Source organism: Paraburkholderia jirisanensis, assembly GCF_054782355.1.
The window spans coordinates 331370-350995 of record NZ_BAAGSQ010000026.1 but is presented as its reverse complement, the minus strand read 5'-3'; the positions used below and the strand labels follow the sequence as shown (position 1 = coordinate 350995).

20 protein-coding genes are annotated in these 19626 nt (G+C 62.4%); 9 read left to right on the top strand and 11 right to left on the bottom strand.

The genetic code is table 11. The features are described 5' to 3' along the window. Nucleotides 1-7: 7 nt before the first annotated feature. The 4 genes from ACYVNQ_RS17895 to ACYVNQ_RS17880 all read right to left on the bottom strand — a co-directional run bounded on the left by ACYVNQ_RS17895 (nt 8) and on the right by ACYVNQ_RS17880 (nt 6412). Nucleotides 8-2818 (bottom strand): enterotoxin A family protein, encoded by a 2811-nt coding sequence (locus tag ACYVNQ_RS17895; protein WP_460903891.1) that lies wholly within the window; start codon nt 2816-2818, stop codon nt 8-10. Between the two features lie 777 nt (nt 2819-3595). Next, nucleotides 3596-3922: a thioredoxin family protein gene (locus tag ACYVNQ_RS17890; RefSeq protein WP_460903890.1), complete on the bottom strand. Its 327-nt coding sequence runs from the start codon at nt 3920-3922 to the stop codon at nt 3596-3598. A gap of 111 nt (nt 3923-4033) precedes the next feature. Then, entirely contained in the window at nt 4034-5155 is a 1122-nt protein-coding gene (locus tag ACYVNQ_RS17885; protein ID WP_460903889.1) for a 3-deoxy-7-phosphoheptulonate synthase, read from the bottom strand. 168 nt (nt 5156-5323) lie between these two features. Then, entirely contained in the window at nt 5324-6412 is a 1089-nt protein-coding gene (locus ACYVNQ_RS17880; protein ID WP_460903888.1) for an alpha/beta fold hydrolase, read from the bottom strand. Nucleotides 6413-6699: 287 nt separating this feature from the next. On the opposite strand from ACYVNQ_RS17880, the gene ACYVNQ_RS17875 reads away from it, so the two are divergent. Then, nucleotides 6700-6894, top strand: a complete 195-nt coding sequence (locus ACYVNQ_RS17875; protein WP_460903887.1) for a DUF3562 domain-containing protein — start codon at nt 6700-6702, stop codon at nt 6892-6894. A 25-nt stretch (nt 6895-6919) separates the two neighbouring features. Here the strand turns inward: ACYVNQ_RS17875 and ACYVNQ_RS17870 are convergent, their stop codons facing one another. The 3 genes from ACYVNQ_RS17870 to ACYVNQ_RS17860 form a co-directional block, all read right to left on the bottom strand. Beyond that, the gene (locus ACYVNQ_RS17870; RefSeq protein ID WP_460903886.1) at nt 6920-7501 is read right to left on the bottom strand and encodes a DUF3501 family protein; all 582 of its coding nucleotides are present in this window, start codon (nt 7499-7501) and stop codon (nt 6920-6922) included. Between the two features lie 44 nt (nt 7502-7545). Then, on the bottom strand, nt 7546-8886 hold the full coding sequence (locus ACYVNQ_RS17865) for a heterodisulfide reductase-related iron-sulfur binding cluster (protein WP_460903885.1): 1341 nt from the start codon (nt 8884-8886) through the stop codon (nt 7546-7548). Nucleotides 8887-9057: 171 nt separating this feature from the next. Next, a complete protein-coding gene (locus tag ACYVNQ_RS17860) occupies nt 9058-9480 on the bottom strand; it encodes a rubrerythrin family protein (RefSeq protein ID WP_460903884.1) in 423 nt (140 codons plus the stop codon). A gap of 231 nt (nt 9481-9711) precedes the next feature. Here ACYVNQ_RS17860 and ACYVNQ_RS17855 point away from each other — a divergent pair, with 231 nt between their 5' ends. Further along, nucleotides 9712-10080: a DUF3564 domain-containing protein gene (locus ACYVNQ_RS17855; protein WP_460903883.1), complete on the top strand. Its 369-nt coding sequence runs from the start codon at nt 9712-9714 to the stop codon at nt 10078-10080. Here ACYVNQ_RS17855 and ACYVNQ_RS17850 read toward each other — a convergent pair. Beyond that, the gene (locus tag ACYVNQ_RS17850) at nt 10077-10433 is read right to left on the bottom strand and encodes a GFA family protein (RefSeq protein WP_460903882.1); all 357 of its coding nucleotides are present in this window, start codon (nt 10431-10433) and stop codon (nt 10077-10079) included. The genes ACYVNQ_RS17855 and ACYVNQ_RS17850 overlap by 4 nt on opposite strands. Before the next feature lie 144 nt (nt 10434-10577). On the opposite strand from ACYVNQ_RS17850, the gene ACYVNQ_RS17845 reads away from it, so the two are divergent. The 3 genes from ACYVNQ_RS17845 (at nt 10578) to ACYVNQ_RS17835 (ending at nt 13355) form a co-directional block, all read left to right on the top strand. Beyond that, nucleotides 10578-11327: a DNA/RNA non-specific endonuclease gene (locus ACYVNQ_RS17845; RefSeq protein ID WP_460903881.1), complete on the top strand. Its 750-nt coding sequence runs from the start codon at nt 10578-10580 to the stop codon at nt 11325-11327. Beyond that, a complete protein-coding gene (locus ACYVNQ_RS17840; protein ID WP_460903880.1) occupies nt 11320-11577 on the top strand; it encodes a hypothetical protein in 258 nt (85 codons plus the stop codon). Before ACYVNQ_RS17845 ends, ACYVNQ_RS17840 begins: the two co-directional genes overlap by 8 nt. Before the next feature lie 197 nt (nt 11578-11774). Next, on the top strand, nt 11775-13355 hold the full coding sequence (locus ACYVNQ_RS17835) for a hypothetical protein (protein ID WP_460903879.1): 1581 nt from the start codon (nt 11775-11777) through the stop codon (nt 13353-13355). Nucleotides 13356-13414: 59 nt separating this feature from the next. On the opposite strand, the gene ACYVNQ_RS17830 is transcribed toward ACYVNQ_RS17835, so the two are convergent. Continuing rightward, entirely contained in the window at nt 13415-14152 is a 738-nt protein-coding gene (locus ACYVNQ_RS17830; protein WP_460903878.1) for a Crp/Fnr family transcriptional regulator, read from the bottom strand. A gap of 112 nt (nt 14153-14264) precedes the next feature. On the opposite strand from ACYVNQ_RS17830, the gene ACYVNQ_RS17825 reads away from it, so the two are divergent. Next, nucleotides 14265-14807, top strand: coding sequence for an Mpo1 family 2-hydroxy fatty acid dioxygenase (locus ACYVNQ_RS17825; RefSeq protein WP_460903877.1), 543 nt, complete (start codon nt 14265-14267; stop codon nt 14805-14807). Nucleotides 14808-14831: 24 nt separating this feature from the next. Here ACYVNQ_RS17825 and rarD read toward each other — a convergent pair whose 3' ends face one another. Further along, the gene (rarD, locus tag ACYVNQ_RS17820; protein ID WP_460903876.1) at nt 14832-15731 is read right to left on the bottom strand and encodes an EamA family transporter RarD; all 900 of its coding nucleotides are present in this window, start codon (nt 15729-15731) and stop codon (nt 14832-14834) included. Nucleotides 15732-16244: 513 nt separating this feature from the next. Between rarD and egtD the strand changes: the two genes are divergently transcribed. Beyond that, nucleotides 16245-17222, top strand: coding sequence for an L-histidine N(alpha)-methyltransferase (egtD, locus tag ACYVNQ_RS17815; protein ID WP_460903875.1), 978 nt, complete (start codon nt 16245-16247; stop codon nt 17220-17222). A 60-nt stretch (nt 17223-17282) separates the two neighbouring features. Here egtD and ACYVNQ_RS17810 read toward each other — a convergent pair whose 3' ends face one another. After that, the gene (locus tag ACYVNQ_RS17810) at nt 17283-17579 is read right to left on the bottom strand and encodes an acylphosphatase (protein WP_460903874.1); all 297 of its coding nucleotides are present in this window, start codon (nt 17577-17579) and stop codon (nt 17283-17285) included. A 162-nt stretch (nt 17580-17741) separates the two neighbouring features. Here ACYVNQ_RS17810 and hpnA point away from each other — a divergent pair, with 162 nt between their 5' ends. Next, entirely contained in the window at nt 17742-18749 is a 1008-nt protein-coding gene (gene hpnA / locus ACYVNQ_RS17805) for a hopanoid-associated sugar epimerase (protein ID WP_460903873.1), read from the top strand. Nucleotides 18750-18939: 190 nt separating this feature from the next. Next, on the top strand, nt 18940-19605 hold the full coding sequence (locus ACYVNQ_RS17800) for a hypothetical protein (RefSeq protein ID WP_460903872.1): 666 nt from the start codon (nt 18940-18942) through the stop codon (nt 19603-19605). The last annotated feature ends 21 nt before the right edge of the window (nt 19606-19626 follow it).

Here is a 19626-nt window from a genome sequence, read left to right as displayed (position 1 = left end):
CGTTGTGTCACGTACTCGCGGTCGTGGTGCGATTCAGTTCCATCAGCGCTTCGTCGTACCGCGATTCGCGCCCCTGGACACGCTCCCACGTTTCGCCCGGCATGTTGTAGCTCGACGACAGCGCGCCCACTGTGCGGAAGTTGGACTCGCCCCCACCCGACGTCAGTCCCTCTGCCCGCCACACGGGCGTGCCGTCGAGCTTGCGGACCTCTAGCACGCCGGGTTCATCAGCCGTGGCATAGAACCCGTCGTGAAACAGCCAGGCGGCGTTGTGCGAACGCAGCCACGCTTCAGCACCCCGCGCCTGTGCAGGCGTGACCTTGTCGACATAGTGGAGAAAATTGCCGCTGTATTCATTGTCCGGCACTTTGGTTACGAAGCGCGTTGCGTTGCGCGGCAGCGCGCTGTCGGGATCGTTGTAGAACGCATAAAGCTGCTGTGCGTCGCCGGCCGACGATCCGCGAAAAGAATGGGCGTTGATTCGCGGCAACAAGACTTCCTTGCCATCGGCAGTATGCAAATGCCAATCGCTGCGTCCGCCGTGATTCACTGCATCGACGAACGGCGTGTATGACGACTTGCCTGTCGTCAGGAATTTCATGTCTTCCTGATGGATCAGATTATGGCCATTGTGATTGAATACGCCGTTCAACGAATTTGCATCAGATGGCGTATCGCCGAGGAAGACGTAACCGTCGTGATCGACGCGCAATACCTTGTCGTAGTTTCCGATCAGATGGAAGCGACCGTCATTGCCCATGGCGAAATCGTGTTTCGCTCCCGGCTTATGCGTATAGGGTGCCCTCTGCGTGTCGATCTGTACCGCGTTGTTCTGATCGATGAAAATCTGCGTATTGGTTGCATCTCCTGCTTCATATGCCTGAATCCGCAGAGGACCGCGATAGTCCAGCCCCGCCGACTGCAAGCCGTTTAGCGCGCGCACCTTACTCCAGGCGGTGTCGTAGAACAATGCATGGGTCAGATTGGGATCCTCATTAAAGCGCACGGCACCGCCCACTTCATTTTTCGTCGAGACGAATGGCCTGAACGGTGTGTCGCGCCATGCGCTGCTGTCGACCGGAAAGCGCGCCAGCTGCGGCTGGGCACCCGAGGTTCGGGTCTGGTCGTAGATGTCCCATCGGTACTCCGGGTTGCGTACGTATTTGCCGGGCACGCCATGATCGATCACACGCCATCCGCGGATTTGCGGATAGTCGATCCAGCCCATCGCCGCCACCTCCCCTTCCGACCCTGACCGCGTATTCGTGCCAAGGCTGGCCGGCACGTCGACCATGTTCGGGGTCGGCGCAACGTAATAGATGAAGCCGTTGCCGGATTCGCCGGGCATGCGCTCGAGGGCGGTGCGCTCATTGCGGAATGTGCCCAGATAGCCTGAGCTGTCGATCACGCGAGGGTTGGCTGCCACGTCGTGGTCATGCAGTGCCAGATTGATATCGGCCACCCGGGTACTTTCGCAGTCGAAGCCGCCATGCGCCCTGAGCTCTTGCGGCGACACCGTCGCGGGACGAAACAGGCCGTTCGGTTTCGGATTGGCCAGCAGCGCGGTGTCGCGCTTCAGGTCCGAACGCAGCACGAAGGCGGGCGGCTCGATGGTCAACGGCGGCGGCCGCAAATCCGGGCGCGCAGTGGCACGCGATGGCGAGCCGATCACCCCTAGCCGGCGTTCGATATCGCTCATGCTCAGGTTCGCGGCGAGCGCAACCGGCGGAGCGTCGCCGACACCTGCGTCGGCGACCGGGGCCGCCATGTTCGCGTAGTAAGTCGTATCGATATGGTCGACGCCGCCCCGTTCGCGGTAACCCGAAGCAAACATCTCGCGCATTGCCTGTGCCATCGCGTCGAAGTTAGCGTAGTGGAATACGCCTGCTTGCGGATCGTAGACTTCGTACGGATCGGTGCGGAAGTCCGGCGAGGCACGCAGTCGTTGCACCACGACCGGCTGTGCCTCGGGTGGCCGCGCCGCGCTGGCATCCGCCGCCGGTTGCGGTCGAAATCCGACGCTGATGTTCGCGACGTCGATCGGGTAGCCGAAGCGCGAATCGCTATCCCTGTGCATGCTGCCGAAATGCTGCTGCAGGTCGGCCACGAGACCTTCGCCCGAACGCACATCGAAGGCGCCGCGGCAGCGTACATAGCCAGGCATTGGTTCGACGAGACCGTATGGGTTCTGCTGCTGCAGTTCGCGAATCGCGTTGAGCGACGGCAGCCGTTGGGCCCGGTCGCCGAGGCGTTCCCGCATGCCCTCTGTAACATCGGTCAGATTCGTTGCGCGGCCCTGCGTGATGCCCCGCAGCGCGTACGTCGCGAGCCCGTTAGCTTCGCCGGACAGTGCGTCGCGCTGCCCCGCCGCGGCCGCGAGCGTACGCATCGACAGACTGTTGGAAACGTCCGCACTGCGCTGGTACGCGTCGACCGTCTCCCGCCCGGCGGGCGCGCCGGCAACAGGCGGTTCCGGCAACGGCAGCGACGCTGCTGCTTCGCTCTGCGGCCGGGTGATCTGCATGCCGACCGAAGGGCCTGGCCTGCCGTAGAACTGCAAGCTATCGGGCCTCAACTGCAGGCCTGTCTCGCTGAATGCATCGTCCATGTAGCTGCGCAACGCGGTTTCCATGTCGCGCCGGCTTGAATAGAGAAACGCCCCATTGTTTGGATCGAACAGCGCGAACTGGCTGTTGGGCAAGCGCTGCAGCAGTAATGCATGGCCATATCGACCATCGCTCGTGCCGGGCCTCACCGCGCCGACACGAATGTGCACGAGATCGCCGACGCCCAGATGGTCGCGCATATGCTGAAACATGTCGCGCATCGCTGCGCCGCGCGAATCCCCGCTGTTCAGTTGTATGCGTGCGCCGCCCACATAATCGCGCAACGCCAACGATTCCGCATTGTTCTGGTATCGATCAACGCGTGCAAACTGGTCGTCCGCAATGCCCTCGCGTCGTGTATTCGCATCGGTGCGCATATTTCGGACGGCGCTCTGCAGATTCCCCCGAGAACCTCGATCGATGCGCCTCAGCGCCTCCCGTACCCAGCCTTCGCACGCACCTCGCCCCTCGCTGCCGTCACGCTTCGTGTGGTCAGCCTGATCGAAAGGATCGTACGACCACGAAGTCGATGCGAGCGCGTCGCCGCCGCGGCATTCGCGAAACGGCGAACCTTGCCCACAGGTGCCGAGCACCGGGCCGCGCTTCACTCGAGAGATCGGCTCGCTGGTCGAACCGGTTGTATTCGCAACGGAGTCGCTGGTGCGTTGCGCGGCATGTTGCAGGCTGGAGCGAGCCGGGACACGCGGTGCAACGGCTGGGCTTTTGGCCGGCAAGCCCGCGCTGCGATGCGCTGTGTCGGATGGAACGCGTTGCAGCGTTTCGTTATCTTCGCTTATGAATGCAAGCGCACTTGCACCTGTACTGCTGGTAGACGGTATCGACATATTTTCAGACTCGCGAAAGCGTGAAAGCCTATGTTTCGTATGAGTCTGAATTCAATCATGGTGCATATATGCCGGTGTGGTGACGGCTGACGACGCACGTCATTCGCAGCTGGGTGCGACTGCCCGTCGTTGCCTTGCGTGCCGCTACGTGCGCAACGCGCCGAATGCTTCTTCGAGCGGCGCTGCGGCAGTGGGCCGCACCACGCGTGCCACTTCGATGCCGTCTTTCATGAAGATCAGCGTGGGCCACAGCTTGACCTTGAATGAGCGGCCAAGCGGGCGGCCTGGTCCGTCTTCGATTTTCAGGTGGCGTGTACCCGGATGCGCAGCAAACGCTTCGCCGATCAGAGGCTGCGCGCCCTGGCAGTATCCGCACCAGTCGGTCCCGAATTCGACCACGGTCGCGCCGGCCAGCGCATCGACGTCCGCGCGCGACGGCGCGGTCTTTGCATATTCGGTAACGCTGCTCATGTTCCCTCGTGCAACGGTATGGCGATACGCGGGCACCTTGCCCGCGTCGCATTATGCGGTGCGCAAGGCGATCCGGATTACCGCCTCGCCCGCGCTATCCACGCCGACTGCCTAGCCGTGCTGGCGCCGTGCGCGGACCGCCTGTGCCAGACCGTCGAGCACCGGCTCGGTCTGCGCCCAGCTGATGCACGCATCGGTAATCGATACGCCGCGCTTTAACGGCACGCCCGGCTTCAGATCCTGGCGGCCCGCTTCCAGATGGCTTTCGATCATCACGCCGACAATGCGCTGCTGGCCGGCCGACAACTGCGCGCCGATCTCCTGCGCAACGTCCACCTGCCGATCGTGCGACTTGCCCGAATTCGCGTGCGAGCAATCGATCATCACCTGCTCGCGCAAGCCGATCTTGCGCAACGCCGCGCAGGCTTCCTCGACGCCCGCAGCATCGTAGTTCGGGCCCTTCTTGCCGCCGCGCAGAATGACGTGCGCGTCGTCATTGCCGCGCGTTTCGAAGATTGCGGCGAGGCCCATCTTCGTCATGCCCATGAACGCGTGGCTCGCGCGCGCGGCGACGATCGCGTCGGCCGCGATCTGCACGCCGCCGTCGGTGCCGTTCTTGAAACCGATCGGGCAGCTCATGCCCGACGCGAGCTGCCGGTGCGTCTGGCTTTCGGTCGTGCGCGCGCCGATCGCGCCCCACGCGATCAGGTCGGCAATGTATTGCGGGCTCAGCAGGTCGAGAAACTCGGTGCCGGTCGGCAGGCCGAGGCTGCTGATTTCGAGCAGCAGTTCACGCGCGCGGCGCAGCCCTTCGTTGATGCGGAAGCTGCCGTCCAGCCGCGGATCGTTGATATAGCCCTTCCAGCCCACCGTGGTGCGCGGCTTTTCGAAATACACGCGCATGACGATCAGCAGGTCGTCGCGCAGCGTATCAGCCTTTGCTTTCAGAAGATGCGCGTAAGCGATGGCCTGATCGTGGTCGTGAATCGAACACGGGCCGACGACGATCACGAGCCGGTCGTCGCGACCGTGCAGCACGTTCGCCACTTCGGTGCGGCTTTGCTCGACCAGCGCCTGCACGCCCGGCGTGATCGGCAGTTCGTCAAGCAGCAGTGCTGGGGAAATCAGCGGGCGAACCGCGCCGATGCGGGTGTCGTCGACGCGGGTGATGTCTTGTGTGGAATCGGCTGAGCCGGCTTCCAGGTCTCGTGTGGGGTTGTCGATGCGGCTCAAGGTCGTTTCTCCGGGCAGGGGCCGTGCGGCTTGCGAAACGCCGATTATCGCATTTCGGGCTGACGCCCGCGCCGGCGGTCGGGCCGCGCCGATGAGGATGGCGCGGCCATGGCCGGGTCGGCCGCTTGAGGTCGGATTCGAGGCCGCAGCTGAAGCCGCCTGACGCCCTCAGGAACCGTTCATCAGCTGCACCAGATACGGCTTCCACACTTCCGGATGCGCAAGCGTCTGGTGCCCATACGATTGCGCCGTCTCCGGCATCTCGACAAAGCGTCCCTGCGGAACCTGGCCGATGAGGCGCTGCATCACGCCGAGGTCGGCTGCATTGATCAGGTCGTCGCTGAAATTGACGGCGAACAGCTTGTCGCGGATCTTCGACAGCTGCGGCTCCGGGTTGTAGTCCCACGACGATTCGAACCAGTACAGCACATCGTTCGCGTCGGTCTTGCCCGCGTCTGCTACCAGCGAGTCGTACATCCGCGTGGCCGCCTCGCGATCCGGCGCCTGGCCCTGGATCCGCGCCGGATTGTTGGTCATCAGCGTGAAGATCGGCATTACGCGAGTCCATTGCGTTGGCTGGGCCGCGTACGCGCCGTCCTGCCAACCCGGATCGTTGCGGATCGCGCTGACGATCATCTGTCGCCACAGCCAGTTGCGGCCGGCCATCGCGATAGGCTGGCTCGCAATCGGCATCAGCGCGTCGGCCGTGCCCGGATAGCGTTCGCCCCACATCCACGTCTGCATGCCGCCCATCGATGTGCCGAGCACCAGTTTCAGATGCTTGATGTGCAGTCCGTCAACCACCAGACGATGGTTCGCCTCAACCACGTCGCCATAGCCGTAATGCGGGAAACGGGTGCGCATGCCGTCGCTCGGCTTGCTCGAACCGCCGCGGCCCAAACCATCCGGAATCACGATGAAATAGCGGCTCGCATCGAGCGGCTCGCCGGCCGCGAACAGCTCCTTGCGCATCAGCGGCGTCAGGTACGCCTTGCTGGTGCCAGTGGTGCCGTGCATCAGCAGCACGGCATTGATTACGTTGCCGTGCGCGTCGTGCTGCGGCGTGCCGAGCGTCACGTAGTGAATGCGAATTTCGGGGAGCACCGTACCGTTGGAAAACTGAAAGTCTTTTGCAACGAAATCGGCAGATCGTTCGGCATTGGTTTGATTTTGATCGGCCGGCGTTGCAGCGAATGCATGGCAGGACAGCAAGAAAGCAGCGAGCGTTGCGGCCCCGGCCGCGATAGATCGAAACACGTGGAACTCCGTGATTGGTACGATATTTTTGAGTGCTCGATCCTACACGAAGCGAAGCGTTGACCAAATAACAGAAGCCTGTCGTTCGTCTTTCATTGCGCCGCATGCAAACCGTCACTACACGCAATGCGGCGGTGCACGCTGCCGCTTTCAGGTGCGCTTTCGCAGGTCGCGCAGCACGATAGGCGGATTCAATTGGCGTCGCGCGGCGCGACGTCCTGTAATGGGAAGCTCGCGTTTCCGGTTTCCGCTTGTTCCCCTCGTGACGCCAACCCTCGGAGAGACCCATGGCTCAACCGTTGCCCGACACCGATGAAATCGTGAAGGCCATTGCAGCTGAAACCAACACCCCACCGGAAACCGTCTCCCGGCTCTACTCCGATACGCTCGCCGACTACAAGGCCAACGGCCGGATTTTCGACTACGCGCCGATTCTCGCGGCCAAAAAAGTACGCGAGGCCTTGCGCCACCCTGCCCGTTGATCGCACCCGGCCGCGCGTCGCCCGCTCACTTCAGATCGTCGAGCAGCGACGCACGCACGTTCGCGTCGATCGTCTGCGCCGAAACCGGGTAATGCGGGTGATCGCACCCGACCAGCAGCGCCGCGCCGTCGCGCAGGCGTATTTTCATTGCAGGCGTCAGCTCGAAGCGCACGAAATGCACGGCTGAAGTCTTTTCGTTGTTTTCGCGTTCCATGTCTTCGTCCGCGATTGCATAAGCGGGCGCTTCGCCTTCGACCTGCACGAACACGCGATCTTCGATGCCGATCAGCCGCGCCAGCGCTGCGCGGCGTTCGACGTCGTCTTCGTACTCGATCTGCAAGGTCGCCTTCAGGTTGCTGCCGTCCGGAACGAGCGGCAGATAGGCGTCCAGTTCGCCCTGAATACCGTCTTCATCGAAGATCTTCTCGATGTGCAGCATCTCCTGGATCTGGTAGCGGATCGTCAATTCGTCTTCGAACAGGAACGTTACGTGATTGCCCAGCTTCACGGTGCGCTGCTTCTTGTGCTCGATCACACGCTGGCGCATCGCCTTGCGTGTCTTCGAATAGCTCTCGAGCGACAACAGGGAATTCCTTGCGATGCTCATCGGACCTCCTTGCGATGTGAAGCGGGCGAAGCGGACTGTCGATGTCAAAGGCCATAGGCCTTGCGCAATAGCGTCAACGGATGCGCGAGCTGTGTGTGCGGCAAATGGTTGCGCTCGATGCCCTGTTCGATGTGATGGCCGGCCAGCTGGCAATCGGATGAGATGTAGTCCGGTTGCGGCTGGGCCATTGCCTTGAACACCGGCGTGCCGATCTGCAATGCGGTGTGATGGAACGCCTTCTTTATGCCGAAGGTGCCGGCATGCCCGGAGCAGCGTTCGACCACCGTCACCTGCGTATCGGGAATCAGCGCGAGCGTCTCCGAGGTCTTGCGGCCGATGTTCTGCACCCGCGCATGACACGGCACGTGGTATGAAACCTTGCCGAGCGGCGTGGTGAAATCGGTCTTTAGCAGGCCATCGCGATGCCGTGCGACGAAGTACTCGAATGGGTCCCAGAACGCTTCGCTTACCGCGCGCACGTCTTCATCGTCGGGGAACATCAGCGGCAGCTCGTGTTTGTGCATCATCACACAGCTCGGAATCGCGCCGACGATCGCGTAGCCGTCGCGCGCGTACTTCGCGAGCACCGGCAAGTTTTTTTCTTTCTTGTGCGCGACGCCTTGCAGATTGCCTTGTTCGAGCAACGGCATGCCGCAGCATGCTTCGCTCGTCACGAGCACATACGGGATTTCGTTGTGCGCGAGCACTGCAAGCAGATCGTGCCCGATGCCCGGTTCGTTGAAATTCACATAACATGTGGCGTAAATCGCGACTTTGCCCGGCGTGCGCTCGCCGTTCCTGACCGGCACTTCAGGCGAACGTTTTGCCGCACTGCGAAACTTGCGCGGCGCGAAATCCGGCAGCCACGCCTCTTTGTCGACACCTAGCGTTTTTTCCATCAGGCCGCGCGCCACCGCGGTGTGATTCACCGCGTTGACCGCTTGCGTCACCACCGGAATGCCGGCGATATGGCCAAGCGCATCGGTGTTCGACAGCAAGCGGTCGCGCACCTTCACTTCGCCGCGCCGATACGCTGCCGCCTTCGCGCGCAGCATCAAATGCGGAAAATCGACATTCCACGCATGCGGCGGCACATACGGACACTTCGTCATGTAGCACAGGTCGCATAGATAGCACTGGTCGACTACCTTGCCGAAGTGCGCCTTGTCGACCTCATGCGCTTCGCCGGTAGCGGTTTCGTCGACCAGATCGAATAGCGTAGGGAACGCGCCGCACAGCGATACGCAGCGACGGCATCCTGCGCAGATATCGAATACACGCGCCAATTCGTCGTCGATTGCCTGCGGGTCGTAAAAGCTGTCCGAGCGCCAGTCGAGCGCATGCCGGATGGGTGCATCGAGACTGCCTTCCTTGTGAGGCGTCACGTCAGTCTCCTTAAGGCGTTCTAGTCGTTTTTGTATCGCGCGTCGCACTGTGCTGCGCGCACTGCACGCGATGCAGCACGCAAACTTGCAGCCGGTGCCGCAAGCTTGCGTGCGATGCGTCGTGCATGCCGCCAGACCGGCACGCGGTGAACCGCGCCGGCTAGCGCGCTGTTAGTCGGCGAGCGTTTCGAGCGCGCGCGTGTAGCGGTTCGCATGGCTGCGTTCCGCTTTGGCGAGCGTTTCGAACCAGTTGGCAATCTCGTCGAAACCTTCTTCGCGCGCGGCCTTTGCCATGCCTGGATACATGTCCGTGTATTCGTGCGTTTCGCCTGCAATCGCGGCTTGCAGATTCAGGCGTGAATTGCCAAACGGCAATCCGGTGGCTGGGTCGCCTGCCGCTTCGAGATATTCGAGGTGCCCATGCGCGTGGCCGGTTTCGCCCTCGGCGGTCGAACGGAACAGCGCGGCGAGGTCGTTCTGGCCCTCGACATCCGCCTTGGCTGCGAAATACAGATAGCGGCGATTAGCTTGCGATTCACCGGCAAATGCGTGTTTCAGATTTTCTTCTGTCCTTGTTCCCTTGAGCTGCGACATCTGAGCCTCCGTGCATAGCCTTGTAATGTGGGGGGCGCGCGAGGGGAAAACTACTCAGTCGCATGGACTTCGGCAAGGCGCGCGCGCCTGTACCGTGTCTTCAAATCTAGAAGCCCGGCGATGCGTTCCCCAATTGGGTTTTTCAATCCCGCCGATAGCAGTTTGGCTTGATTAACGTATCGTCCGATATAGACTGATGATGGCCTACTGATTCTTTGCAATGGAGCGGAAATGCGGCTCACCATTCTTATCAACGGGTCGGATCCAACGGTCAATCACGACTATGCGGTGCTGTGGCTCGATACCGAAGAGCGCCGCTGGTCGCGGGAAGCCCACGACGGCATCGATCTGCCTGCATGGGGTGAACTCCACGACGACGACGGCGTGACGACCTTATGCGCGCCCAGTGCCGACACACCGTTATGCACGCTGCGTGGCCTGCATGTGGATCGCCGGCAGCGCGTCAGCTCGGCCCAGGGTCTCGCGGCCTGGGAGTCGGGCCGCACGCGCCACCAGATGAACGGCTTCTGGCGCCTGCAGGCGGTCGACCGCTTGCCGGTGCATGCGGAGCACAGCCTGTTCGATTCGGGCGCTAGCTAGTGCGCCGCGCCGTTGTACGGCGCAGGCTTGAGCGATGCCACATCGACTCCATCCAGACAGCGCGCATTGATCGCGACCATCTCGGTACCGTCCGGCAACTTGCCGTACGAGAATGCTTCAATGCCGCAAGTACGGCAGAACTGGTGCTGGATGACGTGTTTGTTGAACAGGTACTGCTGCATCTCGCCATCGCCTGCATGCAGGCGAAATGCGTCGACGCGTGCGAAACCAAGAATCAGCCCGCGCTTTGAGCAGATCGAACAATTGCATGAGATGGTCTTGTCCAGGTCGACATCCACCGTGAAACGCACGGCGCCGCAATGGCAGCCTCCTGCATAGTGTTGCTCAGCCATTTCTCCCTCCGTCTTCATCTGATTTGCGTTTGATCAGCCGCGGCATGCTGCAGTGCACATCGTGCATCGCAAATGCTTGCGCGCAACGCTATACTTGCGCACTTTTCGTCTCCGATCCATTCCTGTCTGTCCGACTCCCGATCTATGAAGAAGTGGTTAGTCTGCCTGTTGCTCGCGGCAGCCGGTCATGCTTTGGCCGCGCCGTCGTGCAGCGAATTCACTCCCCGCGGCCAGTGGCCGGTGTTGACCAACGCAAAGATGGCGCCGAAAACGCGCATGCTTTGCTATACCGATTTCGCGGTGCTGCATTCCGGTATCACGCATGGGCCGCTGTGGTCCGCCGAACATCTGACGCGCGAGCATATCGAAGCAGCCAAAGACATGACGCGCACCAATCGTTTCTTCGAAGATGCGCGATTGCCAGCCGGCGAAGGTGCAACACTCGCCGACTACAAGCGCAGTGGCTTTGACCGCGGCCATATGAGTCCCGCGGGCAATCGCTGGAATGCCGATGCGATGGCGCAGTCGTTTTCGCTAGCCAACGTCGTGCCGCAGAACCGTCAGAATAACGAACGGCTCTGGGCCAGTATCGAGAGCGCCGTGCGCAAGCTCGTGCTCAAATACGACGACACGTATGTGATAACGGGCCCACTGTTCGCCGGCCAGCAATTGCAGACCATCGGGCCGTCACGCGTGTTCGTGCCGACGCAGCTTTTCAAGGTGGTCTACGTGCCCAACAAGCAGCTTGCGTTTGCAATCGTCGTGGACAATGTAGCGACGAACCGCTACAACATCGAATCCGTGCATGAACTCGAAGCGGCAAGCGGCATCCGCTTTTCGGGCATACCCGACAACCTGAAAGACCAGCGGCCAGGAGGACTAAAAGGTGTTTAACGCATTCGCAAACGACGCCGACGTACTCAACATTCAAGGCGATGCGCTGAGCGTCACGAACGGGACGACACGCGTCGTGATCAGCGGCACGCTCGAGCTGACGCGCGACCAGCGCGGGTTGAAGGCAGCGCTCGCGCTCAAGCAGTCGCTTGACAGCGTGGTGGCGGCCTTGCAGGCGCAGGCCGACTTGCCGGAGCGCATCAAGGACGAGCCCGATGCAAAGGCGGGCGTAGTCGACAATCCGTTTTGACGGACCTGACCGGTTCGGCCGACTTCTCCGGCAACCCATTCCTTCGAATACCGCCGTTCAACCCATCAATCCGTATCCCGGCATGACCGTCACGCCCGGGCTGCCGATTACTGTCTGGTTCCGCGCTCTACAAGGGCGCGGACATCGAGGCTCCACGAGCGCCTCGCCCAGTTCTCTCGATTGAAGGTTGAATTGCAATGCTCACTACGTCCAACACGTTTTACTCCAGCAATCGCGACACCGACGAACTCACGTCGTCGCGCGATACACCTGTATCGCGAGCAGCCGGAACAACACCCACCGCAAACTCCGACGCCGTTTGGGCCCAGTCCGGCGACACCATCAGGGGCGCCGTCGAGTATGACGAGGGTCACGACCGGCACGATCTCGAAGCACCGCAAGCGGCGCTGAACGAGGCTCAGCAACGCAGGGACGACGCCAGGCGAGATTTTGAAAGCGCGAGGGGTAGCGGTGGCGCAAAAAAAGCACTGGCAGCGATCTACAACGATGCAAAGTCGAAATGTGAGCAGGCGCAACGTAACTTCGACGCTGCACTGAAAACATGGAACGGAACCAGCGCCCGGCATCTGGCCGCCACGGCACCGTACGCAGGCAACAACGTCCAGCTCGATGCCGACAACCGCGTGCCGCGCGCTCAAGGCGCCGGCTCCGCAGACTGGGTGTATTCGGCCACCGACGCGAAGCGGATTTTGCAAAATGCAGTGGAAAACGCCAAAGCCAGCGACGAAACGACCTTGTCCGAAGCGTGGGGACAGCAGGTTGAAGATCTACGCAAGTGGCGCAACGACAATGCAGAACAGGCTGGCGCTGAGGACATCAAGCGCAATCTGAACCAGGATGCCTATGTCTATCTGAAGCTGCAGGAAAATGCCAAACGCAGAAGCGCCACGATGGACGCGGTGTTGAAGGGATTCGAAGAACATCTGGACGCCAATGAAATAGCGGTCAACGCCCAGTTTGCCGGCAATCGCCAGCCCGACCGGCAGGAAGTGGTCCGACTGATGCAGCAGCGTCAGACAGAGCTGACGCGCTGCCTCGCTGAGATCAACGACCAGAGTCACCTGTTTTCGGCGCTCGCCAACAAAAGCGTGAACAACATGCGAGTCGCGCTTCCGCCAACGGCCGACACCGTTTTCAAGCCGGAGGATAGGCTCGGTGCTGGCAAGGCCGAGGGTGCCGAAACGCAGGCATCGATCGACAGCGAAGCAGCCGGCATCCAGCGCGGTGCGAGGCTCGCGGCGCAGGCGGAACATGCGGCCGATAATTCCGAATTGCCGACCGTCAACAATCGGCGCGAAAAGGAGACTGCAACTTATATCGAGCTGGCAGAGAGCGCGCACAGCGTGCAGGGAACGCTAGGCGCACTTGCTCACAGAGTCGAAACGGAGGGCAGGGCCGTCGAATGGAGCATCCCGGGAATGAAACTCCTCGACCTGAAATCGCTGGTCCAGTCAGCCCAGGGCGCCGAAACCGGCATGCGCGAGTACGTCGCAAAAGCACAGCAGGGAACGCTGACGGCAGCCGACAAGAAAGCGTTCGCAGGACACGTGCTCGACCTCGCAGCAGTGTTGACGCCGTACATACCTGTGATCGGGCCTTACGTCGAACCCTTTGTTGTGCTGGCAGACACGGTGATGAGCCTGATCAACGATGAAACGTCGACCCCAGTAGAAGAGATTGCCAGTCAACTCAACGCTCAGACCGCGTATAACCTGAGCGGCCAGTATGCTGCTGTCAGCAAACCGGCGGCCCGCTAGCGCACCAGACACCGGACCGTGGCGTAGACGTCCCATTTGGAACGCCGCTCCGCTCGCACTCAGGCATCGTGCGATATATTGCCGCCCAAAGCCGCGCCAGTTTGCGCGAACGCTGCGAGCTTGCCGGCGTCGACGATCTCGATCTCGGCATAGCGCAGCGACAATGCACCGCGCATTTCGAACTGGCGCAGGATCTGGTTGGTCGTTTGACGCGACAAGGCCAGCATCATCGCGAGGTCTTCTTGCGCTACTTTCAGGACGCGTCGCGATGCACCCGCGGCACCGTAACCGCCTGACATCAGCAACAGCCGGCGCGCGACGCGCTGTGCGGCCGGCAGCAGCGCTGTCTCTTCGATCGCGTCAAACGCGAGGCGCAGCTTGTGCGTCAGCAGCAGGCCGAACGGGCGCCAGTATTCGGGGCTGCGTTCGAGCAACGCCATCAGCGCCGCGCGCGGCACGTGAAACAGCGTCGTTGCGCGCACGGCATACGCATCATGGGTTCGGCTGCCCTCGTCAAACAGCGTGATTTCGCCGAACCAGTTCACCGGCTCGATCAGCGCCAGCAGTGCTTCCTTGCCGGCGACACTTGCTGCGCCGATTCGCATCAGGCCATCCAGTACGCAATAGAGGCCATCGTCCGGATCGCCGCGGCTAAAGAGCCGTTCGCCGGCAGCGAGACACCGTGTATGCCCGCGTTCGAGCAGTTGCGCCCGCAACGGCGGCGGTGCGGCGCAAAACCACGCGCTGCGCTCGAGCGTTGCCGCAACGGATGAGTTCGATGGATAAGCTGAAGTCATGATCGTCGGCCCGCTAGAGGCAAAGCCCCAAACGGAATGGAATGTCGGATACGCGAATGTTTCAACACAAGCCGCCGGCGATTATGATGGCTTTGCTTCAGGAGCGGCATCCATGAGAACGCTGACGGAACAACTTGCCCACTATGCGGCCTATCATCGCGACCGGCGCAACATCGTCACGCACTGCGTCGGCATTCCGATGATCGTGCTGGCGCTCGCGGTTCTGCCAGGCAGGCCGGCGTCGACGTTCGGTGCGTTACCGGTGGCCATCTCGCCGGCATGGGCGCTGTTTATCGGCGGTACGCTCTATTACCTGATCCTCGACGTTTCGCTCGGCGTGATGATGGCGGTGTTGTCCGTGCTGTGCGTCGCGTGCGGACAATGGCTTGCGGCACAGTCCACGCCGGTCTGGCTGACGAGCGGCATCGGCCTGTTCGTGATCGGCTGGATCTTCCAGTTCGTCGGGCATGCAGCGTATGAACACCGCAAACCGGCCTTCGTCGACGATCTGATCGGCCTGATGATCGGACCGTTGTTCGTGCTTGCCGAGGTGCTATTCAGTATCGGTTGGCGGCCGGCGCTACGCGAAGCGATCGAAGCAAAGGTGGGACGCACGCATGGCGGCGTACATGGCGTGGCAAGTGAGCGCCATTAGTGCCGCGGCGTCAATCCGAACGGCTCAGTCTTGCGCCGGCCAGCGCATCAGCCGCACGCCATGCAGCGCCGTCAGTGCGACTGCGATCCAGATCGGCACGTAGGTCCCAAGTTGCTGTGTCGTGAGCGACTCGCCCAGCAACGTCACCGACACCAGCACCAGCAGCACGGGCTCGACATAGCCGAGGATGCCGAACAGCGCCATCGGCAATAGCCGGCTTGCCTTCAGATAAGTTGCGAGCGCAACGGTGCTGAGCGCGCCGAGGCCCGGCAACCACAACACCCACATGTCGACGCGGCCGGACAGCAACGCAAACGAACCGCCGTGCGCCGCCAGCACCGCAGCCACCGGAAACAGCAGCGACATCTCGACCGCAAATGCAGTGAGCGAATCGGCATTGATGCGACGTCGCAGCACGAAGTACGGCGGGTATCCAAGTGCAACCAGCAGCGTTGGCCATGCAAATGCACCGGTCACCCATAGTTCATGAACGACGCCGATCGTCGCACAGCCGACGGCTGCCCACTGCAGCGGCTCGAGTCGTTCGCGATAATAGAACCGCCCGGTCAGCACCATTGTCAACGGCAACAGGAAGTAGCCAAGCGACACTTCGAGCATGTGTCCATGCAGCGGTGCCCACAGGAACACCCACAGCTGCACGCCGAGCAACGCCGCACTCACGGCCAGTGCGAACGCAGTGCGCGGCTCGCTGAATGCACGCGCGACCAGCGCGCGCAGCAGCGGCGCACGCGAACGCAACGCGACCAGGATCAATGCGCCCGGCGCAGTCCACAGTACGCGCCACGCAAAAATGTCGAGGCCCGTCAGCGGTGCGAGCAACTTTGCGTAGACGGACAACAGCGCGAACAGCGCCGATGCACCGACCGAAAATGCGATGCCGCGCCCGGGCTGGTAAGTGTTCATCGGCGCGGCGCCCGGCTGGGAACAGAACATGCGCTGCTAGCACAAGCGTGCGGCGTGGCAGGATTGGTGGCGGCTGGATCTGGGTTCATGCAAGCTCTGGTTCAACTGTGCCGCGATTTCGTTGTTTCGGCTGTCGGTGTGCAGCGCACGATCATACGTGGCTTCACATCGCGCAACGGTTCAGCCCTTCGTGATGCGGGCATTCTAGTGGTGTTACACGCCTTATAGGTGAAACAGACATACGAATGGATGCGTGCATGTTTTCGCGTAAAGGCGTAGAACGTAACTTTCGCCTTTTCAGGTTCATCCACCGCAGGACACATCGTCGTCACGCGCAAGCGCGATTCTTGCTTGACGAAGCGTCCGTCACGCCGCAATAGCCGGCCGGTTGCACCCCCGGATATGTGCCCCTCTCAACGTGCGGCACGCCATCGTCCAACTCAAGCCATCGCAGCACCGCGTACCACCTGCTTCGCCGTATGCCGTCCCCGAACTCGACAACATGGAGCACACATGACCCAGCCAGCCCTATCGCACGACGTCTCACCGGAATTCGCCGCAGCCGTGCGCGCCGGCCTGAGCCGCGCGCCGCAAAAGGAACTGCCGTCGAAGTACTTGTACGACGAGGTGGGCTCCGCGCTTTTTGAAGTCATTACCGCGTTGCCTGAATATGGCGTAACGCGCGCCGAAGAGCGCCTGCTCGCGCGGCACGCCGCCGACATCGTTGCGCACGTGCCGCACGACGCGATCGTCGCCGAACTCGGCAGCGGCAGCGGCCGCAAGACACGCCGCATTCTGGAAGCGCTCTGCAAGAAGCGGCCGACCTCGTCGACGTCGTATTGTCCGATTGAAATTTCGCGCACCGCTTTGCAATTATGTCGCCGCGAACTGGGCGACCTCGAGCGCATTTCGATCGTCGGCTATGAGCGCGACTATCTCGCCGGCCTCGCTGAAGTCAGCAACCAGCGCTCGCACGACGAACCGCTGCTGGTGCTGTTTCTCGGCAGCACGATCGGCAACTTCGGCCGGCTCGCGGCGACGCGCTTCCTGCGCGATATCCGCAATATGCTGGCGCCCGGCGATGCGCTGCTGCTGGGTACCGACCTCGAAAAGCCGGTGCCCACGCTGATCGCCGCGTATGACGATCCGATCGGGGTGACCGCCGCGTTCAATCTGAATCTGCTCGCGCGCATCAATCGCGAACTCGGCGGCAACTTCGAACTCGACGCGTTCGAGCACGTGGCGCGCTTCAATCCCGAAGCGCGCAGCGTCGAGATGCATTTGCGGGCAAAGCGTCGCGTCAATGCGCAGATTCGCGGCGCGCAGCTGAACGTCACGCTCGAACCGGACGAAACGATCTGGACGGAAAGCAGCCACAAATATCGCGCGCATGAGCTCGAGGCGATTGCCGACGATGCCGGCTTTGCGTGCGAGCAGCAGTGGGTCGAACAGGATTGGGGATTCGCCGAGAGCTTGCTGGTTGCACGGTGAAGGCAGACGCGCGTCAGGCGCCGCGCGCTTTGACGGCGCGCAGGCGGCTGCGGGCGCGCGTCAGTGCTGCTCGAAGCGCTCATAGCGCTTGCTGGTCACGCGTTCTTCGCCGGCCACTTCGGTGACGCGTGCCGCAGGCGGCCCGTGGCGCAGCCACGACAGCATCCGGTCCACTGCATTGGCCGGCCCTTGCAGCAGCGCTTCGACGGAACCGTCGTCGAGATTGGCCACCCATCCCTTGATACCGAGTGCATGCGCCTCGCGCACCGTCGCGTGGCGAAAGCCCACGCCCTGCACCATGCCCCTGACGCGCACATAGTACGTTTCGATCCGCGAATCGAGATCCGTGCTGGTCATGCTCTGTTCCTCTGACAGTCGTTTACGCGGGCATTCTAGTCGCGTCGCGCTTCGCTTGCCGAGCATCGTTGCATTGCGCGACGGATCGTCGATTGCGGATCGCGGCACGCCGCGCCCCGGCCACGTACAATCCGACGACTGTCACGCAGGGACCCAACAGGAATGACTGACCAGAATCGCGATCTCATGCTCGTGACCGGCGCATCCGGCTTTGTCGGCTCGTCGGTGGCGCGCATTGCGCAACAGAAAGGTTTTGCCGTGCGCGTGCTGGTGCGCGCCACCAGTCCGCGCCGCAATCTCGAAGGGCTCGACGCGGAAATCGTCGTCGGCGACATGCGCGACGAAGCGTCGATGCGCGCCGCGCTGCGCGGCGTGCGCTACCTGCTGCATGTCGCGGCCGACTACCGGCTGTGGGCGCCCGACCCGAGCGAGATCGAGCGCGCCAACCTCGAAGGCACCGAAGCGACGATGCGTGCGGCGCTGAAGGAAGGCGTCGAGCGCATCGTCTACACCAGCAGCGTCGCGACGCTGAAGGTGACCGGGTCGGGCGAATCGGTAGACGAAACAAAGCCGATGACGCCGCAGCAGGCGATCGGCGTTTACAAGCGCAGCAAGGTGCTGGCGGAGCGCGCGGTCGAGCGGATGATTGCGCAGGATGGACTGCCGGCGATCATCGTCAATCCGTCGACGCCAATCGGCCCGCGCGACGTGAAGCCGACGCCGACCGGACGCGTGATCGTCGAGGCGGCGCTCGGCAAGCTGCCGGCTTTTGTCGATACGGGCCTGAACCTCGTGCACGTCGACGACGTCGCCGCAGGGCACTTTCTTGCGCTCGAGCGCGGCAAGATCGGCGAGCGCTACATTCTTGGCGGGGAAAATCTGCCGCTCCAGCAGATGCTCGCCGACATCGCCGCGATGACCAACCGCAAACCGCCAACCCTCGCGCTGCCGCGCTGGCCGCTTTATCCGCTGGCACTCGGCGCGGAAGCGGTCGCGCGCGTGACGAAGCGCGAACCGTTCGTCACCGTCGACGCGCTGCGTATGTCGAAGAACAAGATGTATTTTTCGTCGGCGAAAGCGGAACGTGAGCTCGGCTATCGCGCGCGGCCTTATCGCGAAGGGCTCAAGGATGCGCTCGACTGGTTCCGCGAAGCGGGGTATGTGAAGTGAAAGGGTGACGTGCGGGGTGACGCGCGGAAGGTGCGTGGTGGCGGGCAACGCCCGTCGCGCTGCGGTTCGCGCGTAGCTTCGCGCCGCGGCTTACGCGCCGTGCTGCATTTTGTTACAACGTCGACAGGTTCAGCCGGGTCAAAGCAGTGCATCAGCAGGTAAAATCGCGCGTCTTATCAGAGAATTGCGCATGAACCTTCAGGAACAGATCGGCACGCTCGAGGCGAGCGTCGATGATCTTATTCGCGCCGCCGCGGCCGCCGTTGCCGCAGCAGCCAGGCCGGCCACACCGGCCGATAGCGAAACCGCGGTTGCCGCGCCGCCCGATACCCACCAGGAAACCGAGCCCGTCGAGCCGACGGTCGTTGATGCCGCGCAGAATGACGGCGGAAGCACAGGCGCGCACGAGTCTTCGGTCGGTGCCGGACATGGCGATGGCGACGCGCGGGCCGAGGTGGCCAATGCGCCCAGCGCTGTCGCCACGGCGCCAGGCGTACCAAACGCGCCAAACGCGCCGGCTGCGCCCGATGCCAAGCCGATGCTGCACGTCGAACGCCCGAGCCAGAACGAAATCGCGCTATCGATCAACGGCCAGACGGTATCGCTTCATCCGCTGCAGGTCGGTCAGTTGATCGAGGAGCTGGCGAACGCGCGTGCGTCGATGCAGCCCGAAGTACCCGCCAATCTGCCGCCGGGCTGGCGCTTCGTGTCGACGAAAAACCCGATGATGGCGGTGCAGAAGCAGTCGAACGGCGACCGCTTGCTGGTGATGCGGCATACCGGTCACGGCTGGGTGCCGTTCACGTTCTCGCCCGACATGATCGTGCAGATGTACATGATGCTGACGCAGGGGTAGCGGCTTGCAGCGGCGCGGTGC

Coding starts and splice junctions, on each gene's coding strand:
- ACYVNQ_RS17830 (WP_460903878.1), bottom strand. CDS start 14,152: ATGACTTCAGCTTATCCATCGAACTCATCCGTTGCGGCAACGCTCGAG.
- ACYVNQ_RS17895 (WP_460903891.1), bottom strand. CDS start 2,818: ATGTTTCAGCATATGCGCGACCATCTGGGCGTCGGCGATCTCGTGCAC.
- hpnA (WP_460903873.1), top strand. CDS start 17,742: ATGACTGACCAGAATCGCGATCTCATGCTCGTGACCGGCGCATCCGGC.
- rarD (WP_460903876.1), bottom strand. CDS start 15,731: ATGAACACTTACCAGCCCGGGCGCGGCATCGCATTTTCGGTCGGTGCA.
- ACYVNQ_RS17825 (WP_460903877.1), top strand. CDS start 14,265: ATGAGAACGCTGACGGAACAACTTGCCCACTATGCGGCCTATCATCGC.
- ACYVNQ_RS17855 (WP_460903883.1), top strand. CDS start 9,712: ATGCGGCTCACCATTCTTATCAACGGGTCGGATCCAACGGTCAATCAC.
- egtD (WP_460903875.1), top strand. CDS start 16,245: ATGACCCAGCCAGCCCTATCGCACGACGTCTCACCGGAATTCGCCGCA.
- ACYVNQ_RS17875 (WP_460903887.1), top strand. CDS start 6,700: ATGGCTCAACCGTTGCCCGACACCGATGAAATCGTGAAGGCCATTGCA.
- ACYVNQ_RS17800 (WP_460903872.1), top strand. CDS start 18,940: ATGAACCTTCAGGAACAGATCGGCACGCTCGAGGCGAGCGTCGATGAT.
- ACYVNQ_RS17810 (WP_460903874.1), bottom strand. CDS start 17,579: ATGACCAGCACGGATCTCGATTCGCGGATCGAAACGTACTATGTGCGC.
- ACYVNQ_RS17850 (WP_460903882.1), bottom strand. CDS start 10,433: ATGGCTGAGCAACACTATGCAGGAGGCTGCCATTGCGGCGCCGTGCGT.
- ACYVNQ_RS17870 (WP_460903886.1), bottom strand. CDS start 7,501: ATGAGCATCGCAAGGAATTCCCTGTTGTCGCTCGAGAGCTATTCGAAG.
- ACYVNQ_RS17835 (WP_460903879.1), top strand. CDS start 11,775: ATGCTCACTACGTCCAACACGTTTTACTCCAGCAATCGCGACACCGAC.
- ACYVNQ_RS17890 (WP_460903890.1), bottom strand. CDS start 3,922: ATGAGCAGCGTTACCGAATATGCAAAGACCGCGCCGTCGCGCGCGGAC.
- ACYVNQ_RS17860 (WP_460903884.1), bottom strand. CDS start 9,480: ATGTCGCAGCTCAAGGGAACAAGGACAGAAGAAAATCTGAAACACGCA.
- ACYVNQ_RS17845 (WP_460903881.1), top strand. CDS start 10,578: ATGAAGAAGTGGTTAGTCTGCCTGTTGCTCGCGGCAGCCGGTCATGCT.